At 43.4% G+C, this 15,378-nt stretch carries 16 protein-coding genes; 5 read left to right on the top strand and 11 right to left on the bottom strand.

Annotated elements, in window-relative coordinates; genetic code table 11:
* Positions 1–21: 21 nt before the first annotated feature.
* Complete coding sequence (pdxH, locus tag ACVBDY_RS09605; protein ID WP_447175258.1) at positions 22–669, bottom strand: pyridoxamine 5'-phosphate oxidase; 648 nt, start codon at positions 667–669, stop codon at positions 22–24.
* Between the two features lie 203 nt (positions 670–872).
* Between pdxH and ACVBDY_RS09600 the strand changes: the two genes are divergently transcribed.
* Together ACVBDY_RS09600 and ACVBDY_RS09595 are read left to right on the top strand one after the other, a co-directional pair.
* Positions 873–1,112 carry a hypothetical protein gene (locus tag ACVBDY_RS09600; RefSeq protein ID WP_447175257.1) on the top strand — a complete coding sequence of 80 codons (240 nt, stop codon included), beginning with the start codon at positions 873–875 and terminating at the stop codon, positions 1,110–1,112.
* 36 nt (positions 1,113–1,148) lie between these two features.
* Positions 1,149–1,358 (top strand): GNAT family N-acetyltransferase, encoded by a 210-nt coding sequence (locus ACVBDY_RS09595; RefSeq protein WP_447175384.1) that lies wholly within the window; start codon positions 1,149–1,151, stop codon positions 1,356–1,358.
* Between the two features lie 111 nt (positions 1,359–1,469).
* Here the strand turns inward: ACVBDY_RS09595 and msrB are convergent, their stop codons facing one another.
* The gene (gene msrB, locus ACVBDY_RS09590) at positions 1,470–1,919 is read right to left on the bottom strand and encodes a peptide-methionine (R)-S-oxide reductase MsrB (RefSeq protein ID WP_447175383.1); all 450 of its coding nucleotides are present in this window, start codon (positions 1,917–1,919) and stop codon (positions 1,470–1,472) included.
* 74 nt (positions 1,920–1,993) lie between these two features.
* Positions 1,994–2,683 (bottom strand): peptide-methionine (S)-S-oxide reductase MsrA, encoded by a 690-nt coding sequence (gene msrA / locus ACVBDY_RS09585; protein WP_447175256.1) that lies wholly within the window; start codon positions 2,681–2,683, stop codon positions 1,994–1,996.
* A 260-nt stretch (positions 2,684–2,943) separates the two neighbouring features.
* On the opposite strand from msrA, the gene ACVBDY_RS09580 reads away from it, so the two are divergent.
* Both ACVBDY_RS09580 and ACVBDY_RS09575 read left to right on the top strand, forming a co-directional pair.
* Complete coding sequence (locus tag ACVBDY_RS09580; RefSeq protein ID WP_447175255.1) at positions 2,944–4,254, top strand: spondin domain-containing protein; 1,311 nt, start codon at positions 2,944–2,946, stop codon at positions 4,252–4,254.
* Between the two features lie 409 nt (positions 4,255–4,663).
* Entirely contained in the window at positions 4,664–5,452 is a 789-nt protein-coding gene (locus ACVBDY_RS09575; RefSeq protein WP_447175254.1) for an SDR family NAD(P)-dependent oxidoreductase, read from the top strand.
* An 88-nt stretch (positions 5,453–5,540) separates the two neighbouring features.
* Here ACVBDY_RS09575 and ACVBDY_RS09570 read toward each other — a convergent pair whose 3' ends face one another.
* The 4 genes from ACVBDY_RS09570 to ACVBDY_RS09555 all read right to left on the bottom strand — a co-directional run bounded on the left by ACVBDY_RS09570 (position 5,541) and on the right by ACVBDY_RS09555 (position 10,097).
* The gene (locus ACVBDY_RS09570; RefSeq protein WP_447175253.1) at positions 5,541–6,005 is read right to left on the bottom strand and encodes a YHS domain-containing (seleno)protein; all 465 of its coding nucleotides are present in this window, start codon (positions 6,003–6,005) and stop codon (positions 5,541–5,543) included.
* A 275-nt stretch (positions 6,006–6,280) separates the two neighbouring features.
* Complete coding sequence (locus ACVBDY_RS09565; protein WP_447175252.1) at positions 6,281–7,141, bottom strand: helix-turn-helix domain-containing protein; 861 nt, start codon at positions 7,139–7,141, stop codon at positions 6,281–6,283.
* A gap of 179 nt (positions 7,142–7,320) precedes the next feature.
* A complete protein-coding gene (locus tag ACVBDY_RS09560) occupies positions 7,321–8,709 on the bottom strand; it encodes a M16 family metallopeptidase (RefSeq protein WP_447175251.1) in 1,389 nt (462 codons plus the stop codon).
* Positions 8,706–10,097 (bottom strand): M16 family metallopeptidase, encoded by a 1,392-nt coding sequence (locus ACVBDY_RS09555; RefSeq protein ID WP_447175250.1) that lies wholly within the window; start codon positions 10,095–10,097, stop codon positions 8,706–8,708. The genes ACVBDY_RS09560 and ACVBDY_RS09555 overlap by 4 nt, the downstream gene beginning before the upstream one ends.
* A gap of 361 nt (positions 10,098–10,458) precedes the next feature.
* Between ACVBDY_RS09555 and hemN the strand changes: the two genes are divergently transcribed.
* Entirely contained in the window at positions 10,459–11,823 is a 1,365-nt protein-coding gene (gene hemN / locus ACVBDY_RS09550; protein ID WP_447175249.1) for an oxygen-independent coproporphyrinogen III oxidase, read from the top strand.
* Positions 11,824–11,880: 57 nt separating this feature from the next.
* On the opposite strand, the gene ACVBDY_RS09545 is transcribed toward hemN, so the two are convergent.
* The 4 genes from ACVBDY_RS09545 to ccoG all read right to left on the bottom strand — a co-directional run bounded on the left by ACVBDY_RS09545 (position 11,881) and on the right by ccoG (position 15,307).
* Complete coding sequence (locus ACVBDY_RS09545; protein ID WP_447175248.1) at positions 11,881–12,282, bottom strand: group III truncated hemoglobin; 402 nt, start codon at positions 12,280–12,282, stop codon at positions 11,881–11,883.
* 142 nt (positions 12,283–12,424) lie between these two features.
* A complete protein-coding gene (locus tag ACVBDY_RS09540; RefSeq protein ID WP_447175247.1) occupies positions 12,425–13,126 on the bottom strand; it encodes a sulfite exporter TauE/SafE family protein in 702 nt (233 codons plus the stop codon).
* Positions 13,127–13,164: 38 nt separating this feature from the next.
* On the bottom strand, positions 13,165–13,620 hold the full coding sequence (locus tag ACVBDY_RS09535; protein WP_447175246.1) for a FixH family protein: 456 nt from the start codon (positions 13,618–13,620) through the stop codon (positions 13,165–13,167).
* Between the two features lie 268 nt (positions 13,621–13,888).
* A complete protein-coding gene (gene ccoG / locus ACVBDY_RS09530; RefSeq protein ID WP_447175245.1) occupies positions 13,889–15,307 on the bottom strand; it encodes a cytochrome c oxidase accessory protein CcoG in 1,419 nt (472 codons plus the stop codon).
* Positions 15,308–15,378 lie beyond the last annotated feature (71 nt).

The following is a 15,378-nucleotide window of genomic DNA, read 5'->3' as shown; positions in this document are numbered from 1 at the left end:
TAAGCTTTTATTTACAATTTATCAAGGAGCAAGCCGTTCCTTTTTCCAATCCAGCTTATTTTTGAGGGTATATCGTATCCGGTCGTGTAGCCTGTTAGGGCGGCCCTGCCAGAATTCTATGGAAACGGGTTTTACTATATAGCCTCCCCAATGGTCCGGACGCAGAATTTCCTTTCCCCTGAACTCTTCTTCCATGCGTTTCAACGCTTCTTCAAGTTCTTCCCTGCCCGAAACCACTTCACTTTGAGCAGATGCCAAAGCTCCGAGTTTACTGCCGTCGGGACGCGATTCAAAATATCCGTCGGACAGGTTTTCTGCTACTTTCTCCGCTACTCCCTTTACGATGACCTGACGTTCCATGTTGGGCCAGAAAAAGGATAGGCAAATATTGGGATTGACAGCAATGGCCTTTCCCTTTTCGCTATGGTAATTCGTATAAAAGATGAAGCCTTCATGCGTATATTTTTTGAGCAGGACCACCCGGTTTTTCGGATATCCGTCCAACCCTATCGTAGAAACCGTCATGGCATTGGCTTCTTCTACTCCCCCGGTCTTTTCCACCTCGTAAAACCAGGTCTGGAATAATTCCATAGGATTTCCGGGAGTCTTGTTTTCCAGTAATTCCTTCTTTTCGTAAGATCTCCTGTAGTTACTCAAATCTTGTTGCATAGTTTGTGATATTTAGGAAATTATTCCGTACAAAGATACCGTTTACAGCTCATACTCCAGGTATGTCAAACAAGATTCGAAGCGGTTCTTACCAGAATTTATAAAGAGTAAAACCAGGTTTACGAAGCTCCTGTTTTTTGTTCGGGAACGCTATAAAAGCAATAGTATAAATGTGTATAATTGTAATGTCTAAATTCCTTCCCATGAAAATCAGGAAAGCCAGCATAACAAAGGATTACGACAGCATATGGCTTATTTTCTCCGCTGTTGTGCAAACCGGTGATACATATGCGTACCCTCCGGAAACTTCCGAAGCTGAAATGAAAAAATACTGGTTTGCCGATTCCATGACTACTTTTGTCGTAGAGGAAAACGGCAATATATTGGACACTTACATTATTAATCCCAATCAACCGGGCCTTGGTAATCATATAGCCAATTGAGACTATAAGGTGGCTCAGTAGGCACACGGCAAAGGTATAGGAAAGAAATTATACGAACACTCCATAACTTATACCAGGGATAACGGGTACAAAGGCATACAATTCAATATGGTGGTGAGTACCAATGAGGTCGCCCTGAAGCTGTGGCAAAAATCCGGTTTCAGGATAACAGGCACTACTCCCAAAGGTTTCCGGCATAAGGAACTTGGGTTTGTGGATACTTACATTATGTATAAGGAATTGTAGCTGGGGAGAAAACAGCGATATTCAGGCAACACCGTTAAACACACGATGGCACATCTTTGACGATCCTTCTCCATGCTTAATATCTCCCACTGCCCATGGGCCGAAGGCCTTTTACTCAGCCTGTTTATCCGGCTCAAAATCGAGCGAAACAGAGTTCATGCAGAACCTTTTGTGCGTAGGGGGCGGTCCATCGTCGAAAATATGCCCGAGGTGCGAATTACAGCGTCCGCATTCCACTTCTATACGACTCATGCCGTGTGAGTTGTCTTCCTTATAAATTACGCTGTTCTCCCGTTCCGTTTCGAAGAAACTTGGCCAGCCGCAACTACTGGCGAATTTGGCATCGGAACGAAACAAAAGGTTTCCGCAAACCGCACAGTAATAGGTCCCCTTCGTATCGCTGTCCCAGTATTTCCCGGTAAAGGCCCGTTCGGTCCCCTGTTGCCTGGCCACATAATAAAGCTCCGGAGAAAGGATCTTTTTCCACTCCACATCACTTACATCGAGATGTGTTGTGTCCGTCCGGGAATAATACGGGTTGTTTTTGTGCTTTGTTTCCATTGTCTGTTGTGCATTACATATGCCCGTGGATGCCAGAAATACAACCGACAGCACCAGGGCGGTTTTTATCATCTTCATTTGTTAGTTCCATGTTTTAACTTGTCCTTGAAAACTTTTTTAAACTTTTCCAGTTTGGGTTGGATCACATACTGGCAATAAGGTTCCGACTTGTTTTGATTGTAATAGTCCTGGTGGTAATCTTCCGCTTTATAGAATACGGAATAGGGAGCTATCTCGGTAACTACCGGCTTATCATAAGCTTTTTCTTCATTGAGTCGTTTTATATAATACCCGGCTTTATCTTTCTGCGAATTGTTGTGATAAAATATTGCAGAGCGGTATTGTGTACCTATATCGTTTCCCTGGCGGTTCAACTGGGTGGGGTCGTGCGCTACAAAAAAGGCTTCGAGCAGTTCGTCAAACGAAATTACCGAAGGGTCATAAATAATATTACAGGCCTCCGCATGACCTGTTTTCCCCGTAGTTACCTGTTTGTAGGACGGGTTTGCCACCGTACCTCCCGTAAACCCGGATATCACTTTTTTAACTCCCTCAAGTTGCTGGAACTGGGTTTCCACACACCAGAAACACCCTGCGGCAAAAGTAGCCGTGTCCATTTTTACGGCAATCATTTTTTCTTCGGACGGATGGGTTGTTGTTACATTCCTTCCTTTTTCCCATACCGTATATGCCGTAAGTGCAAAAACGCCTGCAAACAAGGATAAGCCTTTCATTATCTTTACCATATTCTTTCTTGTCATCATTATATTCTTTAATTTTATAAGCATATCAAAGATACGCCTAAAACCACAGTACAGAAAATATAAGAACTTCCCGTCCGGTTGTACATATTTCCCTCTGCATATTTTATGCCATTTTTCTCCTTTTCTCCAAAACACTATACAATACAGTTTCCGGATTAAGGGAATTTTTTACATGCCGGGAGGAAAAATTGCTATTTCCTGCTCTTTTATGCTTTTACACCTTTGTCAGACATAATTTATAAATACAAAAAATTAGAGAAATGGTAAAATTCAGAAAATCACATCAATTGCTTACATTGCTATTGCTAAGTGTATTTGCATATTCGTGTAGTGACGATGACGATAATTCCGGAAACCCGGTTCCCGAAATGGCTACCCTAACCGTAGAAAATGTTCTTGAAGCAAAAACCCTGGTGCAGTCCGGCACTTTTGAGGGGGATGGTGCGGGTGCCCCGGTAATCCTTCCGGGAGAATCCGTATCATTTTCATTTTCGGCCGCTAAAGGACAGACTGTTTCCTTTGCTGCCATGTACGGCTGGAGCAATGACCTTTTCTTTGCCCCTGGAAACCCGGGAATATCCGTTTATGATGACAACGGCGATCCGATAGAAGGCGATGTTTCGGAAGAACTGAAACTTTGGGATAACGGGAGCAGGGTCAACCAGGTGCCAGGCGCCGATGTCGACCACCCGGGAGAAGCCGAGGCCAAGTCTATCCGTGAAGTAAACGGTACGGACGACCAGGGAAATCCCTACCTGCCGGCATCCGAACTGGTAAAGGTTTCACTTGTTTACGACGGTGACTCTTATTTTACATTGACTCTCGAAAACATTTCCGGTGGTACGGCCAATGAAACCCCGGTAAGTCCCGGGGTCTGGGCAGTTTCGTATATCGCGGGCGGAGCCCCCCTGAACCCAGCACCGCTTTATGAGGAAGGAGAAAGTACTTACAGCGGACTCACAAAACTTTCGGAAATGGGGGACAATTCGGAGATTTTTGATGATGTTAGTGACAACACCGGTATTTTCACACCACTATCCCCTATCCTTGTTGTGGTGTACAATGGCATAGACAACCCGATCTTTAAAGAAGGGGAAACTGACCGTGGTGAGGGATTGACATTACTGGCCCAAACAGGAAGTGCCGAGGACCTGGCCGGTTCCCTGAACGGGCAAAACGGAATTAAAGCGACATATATATTGCCCGATCCGCAAAACACGGTCCTACTTCCTTCCGTTAACGGAACAGCGGGTGGAAAGGTAAGCCAGGAACTGACATTGGAAGAAGGAGACCACATCGCCATAGCCACCATGTACGGCTTCTCGAACGACTGGTTTTTTGCTCTCGGGGACAGTGGCATATCCGCAGATGAAACCGGGGATATCTCTTCTATGATCAGACTATATGATAACGGTTCGGCTGTAAACCAGTTTCCCGGCGCAGGTGTAACACAAATCAACCTGGGTGGTTCCGTTATTCCGGAGGAAAAGCCCATACAGGAAGTACCTAACCCCAACAGTTTTACAACACTGCCATCATTAGATCAGGTGGTGAAAATTACGCTGAACTAACTAACTTTAATTCAAGGGAGAGCGGCTACACACCCTCTCCCTTTGATATCAACGTTCTTAAAACAAGTTTCAAATCACAGGTATGAGAAATGGGTTTTTCGTTATTTAAATCGTATTTTTATAACCGGATGCCGAAATTCCGGGAATTTGGAATTTTAATGCTATACAATGCTTTCTATCCGGCTGCCTTACCGGTTAAGGTTAAACCAACCACCCTCTCAAACATCACCAATCGTCCTTTGGTTCCACTTATGCAGTCATTGTTTCCTTCGGAAATCGGCATGTCTTTAAACAAAAAATATGAATGAATCTAATAAAAAAACTTATACAAAAGTCTTACAAAAAACAAATCTGTGTATTTGTGACCGAAAACATCATAGAGAAAGCTAACATATAAAAATATCATATCATGAATTTTAAGACAAAAAAAGTTTTAATTACAGGAGGGTCCAGCGGAATAGGAAAAGCCATCATAAACGAATTATATCAAAAAGGTGTAACCTCCTTTGCGGTAGTAGGTCGCAGTGCGGAAAAAATGAAACCTCTTAAAGCCGATTTCCCGAATGCCGACTTCCTCTTTCTTCCCGGCGATGTTGCTAAGCCTGAAGATTTAAAACATATTTTTACAGTTGTAAACAAACAATGGGGAAAACTGGATATTCTTATTAATAACGCAGGTGTAGTAAGCGCAGGTTCCCTGGAAAAAATAAGTGATGAAGATATTATCTCGCAACTGAACATCAATGTAACGGGACTGATATTACTTACTAAATACACACTGCCCCTACTGAGAGAAAGTGAGGAAGCCGCTATTATAAACGTATCTTCCGGACTGGGATTGATAGGTATGCCTTTTTATGCCACTTATGCCGCGACCAAAGCTGCGGTCAGCAGGTTTTCCGAAGCTATGCGAAGGGAACTCAACGGTACTTCCATACATGTAATGACCGTCTATCCCACAGCAACGGACACACCGATGATGGAAACAGCCGCCACGGGAAATATGGATTCTCCGGAACTCGTAGCGCAACTTACCTTAGAAGGGCTTACGGACAAAAAGATCAGGGTTGTCCTTGGCGGAGACCAAAGACTGGAAGATGAAAAAACAAATTTTGAAAAACCACTTGAATTTGACAAGAAAGTAAGTACCCTTTATGATACCGTGCAGAAGCGGGCTGCAAATCATCGCTCTATGTAAACATTTTTCACCCATTGTGTGTTTGGGCAAAACACACAATGGGTGAAATTTTCATATTTTCTTTTCGTTAACTAAACTCTCGCCAAGGTTATTCCTCCCCCTTTACTTTAGGCCAGTTTTTATCAGCTTCCATAATGAATTCCGCCCGGTTTTCATCCCATGTATCCTTGACTTTTCCATTATAATTAAAGTACAGCTTACCATCAATTACAGACCAGGTATCTATTTCCACCGGGGCCTTATGCCCCTGTGAAGTCCCATATGCACAGTATCCTCCATATTGCGGTGCGTAAGCCTCGGGATTTTCTTTAAACCGGTTCATATTCTCTTTACTGGAAAACAACCAGGTAGCTCCGTTCCAGTCATAAGAAAACTGCTCCTTTCCCATAACCGGCTCAGACACTTCGAAAAATGCTACGGGATCATAGCCCTTTATGGCTTTCCCATCCGAAACAAATACTTCCGATGCATCAGACCCCGATCCGGAAAAGAAAAAAATGCCGGCAATGATTACCACTGCTATTATTGCAATACCAAAAATTATTTTTTTCATTGTTAATTGTTTTAGAAGAACTCCACTCTTGCCCGGACATACCATGTATTTCCGGAGCATATGAATATCCGATTGTTTTTCAGCAAATTTATTCTCTGCCGGGAAACGGACACATAAAAAAACTTCCCGATGACTTGCCTAAACTTCCCGAAATACATTTTGTATGTCCGAAGTTAAGAAAAATCATAAAAAAGATCCGATCACGATGGATTTCTAATCCAAAGCTCCAGATAAGAATAGTTCACTCTTTTCCTAAATAAGAATTCCTTCTTATCTTATATTCCTACTATCGATGAAGTTTCCGCACTCTTAAATTCGGAAGGGGCAAAAGAAGTTTGTTTTTTAAAAAAGTTGCTGAAATACGCAGCATCGTCATACCCCAGTTCGTAAGCAATTTCCTTGATGGATTTATCAGTATACATCAGTAGCCGTTTTGCTTCCAGCACAATGCGGTACTGGATCACGGAGAGGGGAGATTTATTGTTGTACATGGCAAAGAGGTTAGAGAGGGTTTTGGGCGACCTGCACAACTGGTCCGCGTAAAATTTAACCCCATGTTCCTTCTTATAATACGTTTCTACCAGTAAATTGAATTTGCGGATAATATCCAGTTTTTCATCGTTCATATCCCCGGCCAGGTATTGCTTTTTGGCCAGCCTGGTAACAATAATTATGAGACGTTTGAGAAGGACGCGAAGCATATCTTCCTGTATGATATCTTTCATTTCAAATTCTTCCTGGAATATCTTCAACAAAGTGTTCAATTTATCCTGCTGCGTTTCATCTATATCTACAAACATCAGTTGAGAAGAACCGTAGAACAAAAACCCGACACACCCCACTTCCCTGTCATGGTCTACAATACAGTAAAACTCCCGGTTAAACTGCCAGGCCACCACAGATTCCGGATCTGAAAAATCAAAGGTCTGGCTGATTATCAGGGCCAGAACACTGTTTTCAGGAAAATCATATGCAATACCGTCTACAACCACGGTTTGTGATTTTCCACGATTCCATGCGATGGTAAGAAACCGTTCTTTCCGGTCCCTGCCGTAAAACCTGCGATTGAAATTACTTTCGCCGAGAATTAACCGGAATTCTGATGCAGTCTTGTTATTGCGGCATATTAATGGCATAAAGGCTCTTTTATTTTAATAATGGATAATGAACGATATCATGTAAAATTAAAGTTTTTAGAACAAATATCATACCAAGACAAAACGGTAACCACGGCATAAAAAAAGCAGGGATGTTTTTCCCTGCTCTTTTAGTATACATAGGTAACTTCCGGCAGGTGCCGGAAATGATACATAAATTATTCTTTCAGACTACTTTTATCCAGTGTTTCCTCTACCTGATCTTTGATTTTTTCTTTATCTCCTACCACAATAAGGGTCATTTCTCCCGGTTTTATATATTTTTTGGTCATTTCCCGGATTTGTTCCGGGGTAATGGCATAAATGTTCTTTACCTTATCCTTCAGCCAGGATTCCGGGAGCTCATGTAAATCGAGGAAATTTAATTGTCCGATGATTCCACCGGGAGTGGAGTTTCGCAAAACAAAAATTCCGGACTCATAATTCTTAATTCCTTCCAGTTCTTCTTCTGTAGGAGCTTCGTCCTGTAGCTTTACTATTTCCTTTTTAATTTCGGCTATGGAAGGTCCCGTAAACTCAGAGGTTACATCCGCGGCTTCATACCAGACACCGGTTTTATACCGGCTGTCCAGGTTACTGTACGGAGAATAGGTATACCCCTTATCTTCGCGGATATTACTGGTTATCCTCGACCCGAAAGAGCCTCCCAACAGGGAATTGGTGATATCCATTGCCAGATAATCCGGGTTGGAAGGATCTACAGTAGGTAATCCGTACATAATGGTAGATTGCGGAGCTCCGGGCCTGTCTATGATCTTCACTGTGTTTTTGGCAACAGCCGTAGCCGCCGGATAAGAAACTTCGGGTCCTTCTGTCCATGATGAAAACGCATCCTTTACCGCATTTTCCACTGAAGATGTATCAAACTTTCCAACGACATAAATCACGGTGCGTTTAGCTCCGAAGTTCTCACTGTAAAACCGTTTGATGTCTTCCAGGGTATAAGTGTCTATCATACTATCCGCAGGATACACCCTGCCATAAGGATGATCGGGATAAACGGAAGCATAAAACTCCTTCGTTACCTGGGCCTGTGGCCTGGACATACGTACACTCAGGTTTCTTTTCATGTCGTTTTTCAAACGGTCCAGTTCCGATTCCGGCCACTTGGGATGCATCAGTACATCCGCCATAGTGGTTATGGCTTTCGGAGTAAATTCAGACAGTACATTGGTATTAAGTGTCGTAGCATGGCTCGATACAGAAATGTTCAGATTCCCTCCCATAGAGGCCATGCTATCTGAAATTGCCCTTGCATCTTTGGTAGCACTCCCCTCTTCCATCAGATCTCCCAGGAGATCACTCAGCCATACCTCGTTTTCCTTTTCGTGGATGTTTCCCGTTTTTACGGTAATATTTATAGTTGCTTTGGGAATAGATCCGTAAGGCACCATTACAAGCTTTGCCCCGTTCTCCAGGACTACCTCCTGCTTTGCAGGCAGTTTAAAGTCTTTAGGTTCTCCTCCCCGGGGCGGTTGTTCCTTTTCCTGGGCAGTTGCAGTGAGTATAAAGACAGCTAATATAGAGTTCAGAATAAGTTTTCTCATTGTGCTGAATTTTTATCGTTAGCTAATAAAGGATTTACCCGCAGAATGGTCCTGTTGGTAGGCCTCAGATAATCGTCGATGGTCTTCTGGATGATCTCCGGGGTGATCTTTTTGAATTCATCCTCAAGAGAATTGATCCTGTCCGGATCATCGTCAAAAAGGGCAAAACTACATAACAGGTCAGCCCTTCCCATACCAAAAGTTCCACCCAATTCGTCGTAAAGACCGGATCTCATTTTCACTATGGCACCATCCAGTGTCTTTTGAGTAACCTCCGATTTCAGGCTGTCCATGACCTGGTCTACGGCGCCGATTACCTCATCTTCGGTAGTACCGTTATCATAGGTAAAATCGAACATCCATACCATAGGGCCTTTATAGTTAAACATATTTCCCAGGTAGTTTATCCCTCCGTTTATCCCGGAGGTATACCCTTTTTCATTCACAAGTTTTTGTTTGAGCAGGGCGTTATCTCCCTGTGCCAGTATCTGGTCCAGCAGGCCCATAGCAAAATATTCCGGGGTATTTCTTTCAGGCATTTTGTAGGCTACGGCTATGGCGGGTTTGTTGGCAAGGGAGTCATCCTTTACAAAGCGCTTTTCTGCTTCCTGTAGCGGTTCTGTTATATCGGGTTGTGCGGGAATTTCGGCAGACGGGATGTTTCCGAAATATTTTTCTATCCAGGCCCTGGTCTCTTCCGTATCGAAATCCCCCACTACCGCCAGCGCCGCATTGTTAGGAGCGTAATACGTTTTGAAGAAATCTTCTACATCATTCAGGTTTGCAGCATCCAGATCTTTGAGGTCCCCGTAAAAATTGTGTGCATTATACCAGTTCTCATTGGCATACTGTGGCATGTCCAGCCAGGGAAACCCCCCGTAAGGCTGGTTAAGTACATTTACCTTGACTTCATTTTTAACAACTCCCTGCTGGTTAGTCAGGTTTTCCTGGGTTATATCCAGTCCTTTCATCCTGTCCGCTTCGGCCCACAACATAGTTTCGAGTTTATTGGACGGTACGATCTCAAAATAATTGGTGAAATCAAACCTGGTAGAACCATTGAGCACACCCCCGTTTTTCTGTACGAGATTGATAAATTCCATCTTTCCGAGATTTTTGGACCCCTGGAACATCATATGCTCGAATAAATGAGCAAATCCGGTCCTGTCTTTCGGTTCTATGCGAAAACCGATATTGTAATACACCGCGACAATGGCTGTCGGTGAAGTCTTGTCCTGTGAAAGAATCACTTTAAGGCCGTTGTCCAGTTTGTAGTATTCCACCGGAACCTGATAAGTTTCGGCTGTTTTCTCTTCGGTAGTTTCCGTGCTGTTTTTACAGGAAATGAAAAACAGGCACATCATTAAGAACGTAATGTTTAGCTTCATGAAGAATAATGTTAAAGTTTAACTTGGTGTGTTGGATACCGGACATCCAAAATACAAAAAAGACAAATACCTAATGCTTTGGATACCATAAATTAATAGACGAAAAAGTGAAAGAAACGTTACACTCTAAAAAGAAAGACCACTCACTTAAGGGCTAAAAACTGGTAAAAGAAATAGTATTTTCCAATTTACAAGCAATGAAACTAAGCCTTGTATTCGGTTACCAGGTATCCTTTTCGAGTCCAATTTTCCTTTGTTTCGGGCCGTATTCCAACTAATTATATAATTCCCAACAGCACATGACAAATATCATCTTCCGGAAACATTCCACATTGTAGTTTTGCCTTCAAAACGAATAAACATGAAGGATTCCCTGATCCGAAAATACGATGTAGCGGGCCCCAGGTACACCAGTTACCCTACGGTACCCTACTGGGACCCGGCCAGTTTTTCCTCTGGAAAATGGATATCTTCGGTGAAAAATGCTTTTGTCGGGGGATACCCCTCCCGGGAAATAAGTCTCTATATCCACCTGCCGTTCTGTGAAAGCCTGTGTACCTTTTGTGCCTGTCACAAACGTATCACCAAAAGGCATGAAGTGGAAATTCCCTATATAGAATCCGTTCTAAAAGAATGGCAGCTATATGTAGAAGCCCTTCACCATATTCCCCGGATAAAGGAAATCCATCTGGGTGGAGGTACTCCTACTTTTTTTGCTCCGAAACATCTCAAAATGCTGATCGACGGGATTTTCAGATATGCCGAAAGGGCTGTAAACTACGAATTCGGATTCGAAGGGCATCCTAATAACACTACAGAAGAACATCTTAAGACATTATATGACCTTGGTTTCCGCAGGGTCAGTTTCGGCATACAGGATTATGCCCCTCATGTGCAGCGGGCCATCCACCGGGTACAACCTTTTGAGAAGGTACGTAGTGTAACCGATACTGCCAGGAAAACGGGCTTTACTTCGATATCGCACGACCTGGTTTTCGGGCTGCCTTTTCAGACGCTTGAAGATGTGGAAAAGACCATACAATATACTATAGCCCTGAAACCGGACAGGATAGCACTCTACAGTTATGCCCATGTGCCCTGGATAAGCGGCAACGGGCAACGGGGATTCCGGGAGGAGGACCTTCCTTCGGGGAAGGAAAAACGGCTTTTGTATGAAACCGGGAAAAAACTGTTATACAAAGCCGGGTATACCGAAATAGGAATGGACCATTTTGCCCTGGCCTCCGATCCGCTTTGTCGGGCTGCGGAAAATGGCATGCTCCACAGGAATTTTATGGGCTATACAAGCTCGGGAACCAACCTGCTCATAGGACTAGGAGTTTCGGCCATAAGCGACAGCTGGTTCGGTTTTGCCCAGAATGTAAAAAGTACAGAAGAATACGGCAATCTCATTAATAATAATATACTCCCCATCTGCAAAGGCCATATTCTGAACCACGAAGACCTCGTCATCCGCCGGCATATTCTCAATCTCATGTGCGGCTTTTATACTTCCTGGGAAAACCCGGATATGCAGTTTTCGGGTATTACAGAAGTTCTTCACATGCTGAAAGAACCCGGGCACGACGGTCTTGTGGAAATTCGTGATAACGAAATAAGGATCACCCAAGCGGGAAAACCTTTCGTACGCAATATCTGTATGGCTTTTGATTTAAGATTACAGCGAAAAAAACCGGAAACCCGGTTATTCAGTTCCACGGTATAATTCGGACTTACTTAAAATATTTTTTGTAGTTATTTTGTTTTTAGCCCGGGACTCTTTTTACGGGTTCCCGGTTAGACCGGGTTTTCTGTTCATATAGATTCCGAGGTATAAATGTGTAGACATTTTCCTGGCATTGTTCTTGGCACGTTCGGCTAGTTCGCCCTGAAACATTCCGTCTATGGTTTCAATCCATAATCGCATCCACTCTCCGAAATGTTTTATTTCCAAGGTATGATCTGTCGCAGTATCCATATGAATATGGGCTATCCTGGGATTTCCTTTGTATACGGCTTTATGGAAAAGATTGGATTCCCAGAAATCCGTAAGCTTTTCCATGTGCTCTTCCCAATCGGTGATCACCCGGTTAAAAAACGGGCCTATTTCCTCATTTTCCCGCACTTCTTTATAAAAGGAAGAAACGAGATTGGAAATATCTTTCCTGTTCTGAATATCTTTCATCTATCTGAGATTGTTATGGATCAAACTGAAAATCTGTTTTGCCACGGACACGCGAATCACTGTAAAGTACTCCATATATTCTTGGCTAAAACGCGTAGAAACTAACGACAAAAATAAGGCAAATGGATGTGCCTCCCTAAAATCAATGACATTGCATATTATAGGTTGCTCCGTTCACTACAGGTCCGGGGGATATATACGGAATGTTAAGACCAAGCCCTCTCAGGATAAAAAGACATCCCATACATACGATAAAGACAGGGATAAGCTTTTGCAGTTTCTGTCGAGCCTTTTGTTTAAGGACATTTCCGAGATATACAAATACTGTCATCAGGGGTATGGTGCCTATTCCGAAAAAAGTCATAAACAAACCGCTCTTCCACACTCCTTCCGCGGTCATCGCGGCCAGGACAGCCATATACACCATACCGCACGGTAATAAGCCGTTTAGAAATCCGGCCGCAAAAAAAGTTCCGGGCGACTTTTTCTTCATAGCGGCCCCAAGACGGTTTTTCGCTATGGCAATCCCCCGGAAATACCATGCGGGCAATATACCGGACGGCATCTTAAGCCCGGGTAACAGCGCAAGGACGATCATTACAACGCCTATAGTTACGGATAACTGCTGCTGCACCCCGAACAGGCGAAAACCCAGTCCGAGTATTCCAAATAACAACCCGATAATTGTATAGGTAAATATCCGTCCCAGGTGATAGCTTACCAACTGCAAGGCTTTTTTCTTTCCATTATGCCGGTCTACCGGTAACATCAATGCAATGGGACCGCACATACCTATGCAGTGAACCCCCCCGGCTATACCCAATATGATTGCAGATATCAGCATCTTATCTGTGTTTGTGTTATTCCGTCAAAAACAGTAAATCAGTACATGATTTTCTTATGGGAGAGAAACCGATCATCTTCATATTGCCAATCGATTTCCAGGTTCCATCGACCGGGAAGCAACTGCGGGGCAGGAACCAGTAAAAAAGCTTCCGTAAACGTTATGGGTACTTCAAAATCTTCAGCCCGGTTGGAAGGCCGGTAGAAAGATACCTTACCGGTTATTTTGTGTATATCTGCCTCTTCCGGAAAATATATATATATACCTGTTTTCTTTTGTACCACACTGGGCTCCATTCCTTCGGTATGTGTCCGTTGTTCTCTGTCCATATCCTGCTGGAAAGACAATTCCCTGGCATAATACGCTTCGGTCACCAGCTGGTGATCATATTTCTTTTGCGTATTCATCCGTATTACGAACGACATAATGAAGGTTATAAATCCTATAAAGGCCAGAATCACAGCTGTTCCCCAGTTTATTTTTATTCTTTTCATGGCTTTGTTTTTTTATAGTGTCGGTTATTTGAGTACATGGAAAAATTTGTTTTTCCTTAAATTGTCGGAAAATCGGTTTTATCCTTGCCGATATTATCGCGACTAAAGGGAATCCGGTTTTGTCTCATATCCAGGTCAGTTATTTAAAAAGCCGCCATCCCGTCCAAACAGATTAAAACATTCAGACCATAAACCTATCCGGGTATCAGGGACGGCGACCAGACTACTAAATAAACCAACTATTATTATGCTTCATACTTACTGTTTATCATCGATAATGCGCCGGCCCCTGGAAACTTACTTTGGTTGTTTCTATCTGTTTTCCGTTGCGGAAAAGCCCGAGTTTCAGTTTTGTTTTTTCCCCGCCCAGCCGGGATAAAGGAATTCTGATGAACAGGGTCCCTTCAGCAAGTCCCTGTTCCGGGATCGTAAAATATTCGCCGGAAACCTGTTTTACTTCGCCTCCATCCGAAAGCAATCTGAAACTCACGCTATCCAGCGTACGGTTCGTTTTATTCACCGCCTTATAGGTATAGACATTACTAATCATATTTCCTTCTTCTCTGTGATACAGCTGTCCGGGAAGACGGAGCAGTGTAGTTTCCACTTCACTTCGCATAAGCAACATTCCTGTGAGTATCCCAATCAGTATAAATAATATGGCTGCATACCCTTTCATTCGCAATGTAAACCGAAAAGGTGTTTTGGTTCGGATATTTTCCTCATTCGTGTACCGTATCAGCCCTTTGGAGAAGCCTACTCTTTCCATAATATGATCACAGGCATCTATACAGGCTGTACAGTTAACACATTCCAGTTGGGTGCCGTTACGGATGTCTATTCCCGTAGGACATACCTGTACACATTGCAGGCAATCTATGCAATCTCCATTACCCAGTGCCTGTCTGTCTTCATTTTTACGGAATTTCTTTCTGCCGGTCTCTCCTTCCCCCCTTTTATGGTCATATGCCACTACTACCGATTTCTCATCGAGCAGAACCCCCTGTAACCTTCCATACGGGCAGGCTATGATACACACCTGCTCCCGGAACCAGGCAAATACGAAATAGAACACCCCGGTAAAGATGAGAAGCGGAACAAATGTTCCCGGGTGAGATGCCGGTCCTTCTTTGACATATTCCAGCAAAACATCACCTCCTATGAGGTAAGCGAGAAAAACATTGGCTATGAGAAAAGAAACAAACAGGAATACGCTCCACTTCAAAAGTCTCTTCCGTATCTTTTCCCCGTTCCAGGCCTGCTTATGTAATCGCATCTGTGCACCTCGGTCTCCTTCGATCCAGTATTCGATCTTCCGGAAAACCATTTCCATAAAAATGGTCTGCGGACATACCCACCCGCAGAATATCCTCCCGAAAGCCACAGTAAAAAGTGCCAGGAAAACAACCCCGACAATCATGGAAAGTACAAAGAGATAGAAGTCCTGTGGCCAGAAAGGGAAACCGAAAACATGAAACCGCCTTTCCAGTATATTGAACAGTAAGAACTGATTGCCGTTTACCTTTACAAAAGGTGCCGCGAAAAGGAATATAAGCAGGGCATAACTCACCACAGTCCTGCGGGTATAATAGATCCCAGAAGGTTTTTTAGGAAAAACCCAGGCCCTTTTTCCTTCGGCATTTACCGTACTTATGGAATCCCGGAAATTTTCGTTCTCTTGTGTCATGGTATTTTTTTACCTTTTATAAAAACAGGCTGCCCTAAATAAGAAATAGCAATTCGGGAAAACTGACGGCG

This window comes from Sinomicrobium halophytocola, from assembly GCF_052983395.1.
Note: the sequence above shows the minus strand (reverse complement) of the source record. Positions and strands in the feature narration are given on the sequence as shown.

Coding starts and splice junctions, on each gene's coding strand:
- pdxH (WP_447175258.1), bottom strand. CDS start 669: ATGCAACAAGATTTGAGTAACTACAGGAGATCTTACGAAAAGAAGGAA.
- ACVBDY_RS09600 (WP_447175257.1), top strand. CDS start 873: ATGAAAATCAGGAAAGCCAGCATAACAAAGGATTACGACAGCATATGG.
- msrB (WP_447175383.1), bottom strand. CDS start 1,919: ATGGAAACAAAGCACAAAAACAACCCGTATTATTCCCGGACGGACACA.
- msrA (WP_447175256.1), bottom strand. CDS start 2,683: ATGATGACAAGAAAGAATATGGTAAAGATAATGAAAGGCTTATCCTTG.
- ACVBDY_RS09580 (WP_447175255.1), top strand. CDS start 2,944: ATGGTAAAATTCAGAAAATCACATCAATTGCTTACATTGCTATTGCTA.
- ACVBDY_RS09575 (WP_447175254.1), top strand. CDS start 4,664: ATGAATTTTAAGACAAAAAAAGTTTTAATTACAGGAGGGTCCAGCGGA.
- ACVBDY_RS09570 (WP_447175253.1), bottom strand. CDS start 6,005: ATGAAAAAAATAATTTTTGGTATTGCAATAATAGCAGTGGTAATCATT.
- ACVBDY_RS09565 (WP_447175252.1), bottom strand. CDS start 7,141: ATGCCATTAATATGCCGCAATAACAAGACTGCATCAGAATTCCGGTTA.
- ACVBDY_RS09560 (WP_447175251.1), bottom strand. CDS start 8,709: ATGAGAAAACTTATTCTGAACTCTATATTAGCTGTCTTTATACTCACT.
- ACVBDY_RS09555 (WP_447175250.1), bottom strand. CDS start 10,097: ATGAAGCTAAACATTACGTTCTTAATGATGTGCCTGTTTTTCATTTCC.
- hemN (WP_447175249.1), top strand. CDS start 10,459: ATGAAGGATTCCCTGATCCGAAAATACGATGTAGCGGGCCCCAGGTAC.
- ACVBDY_RS09545 (WP_447175248.1), bottom strand. CDS start 12,282: ATGAAAGATATTCAGAACAGGAAAGATATTTCCAATCTCGTTTCTTCC.
- ACVBDY_RS09540 (WP_447175247.1), bottom strand. CDS start 13,126: ATGCTGATATCTGCAATCATATTGGGTATAGCCGGGGGGGTTCACTGC.
- ACVBDY_RS09535 (WP_447175246.1), bottom strand. CDS start 13,620: ATGAAAAGAATAAAAATAAACTGGGGAACAGCTGTGATTCTGGCCTTT.
- ccoG (WP_447175245.1), bottom strand. CDS start 15,307: ATGACACAAGAGAACGAAAATTTCCGGGATTCCATAAGTACGGTAAAT.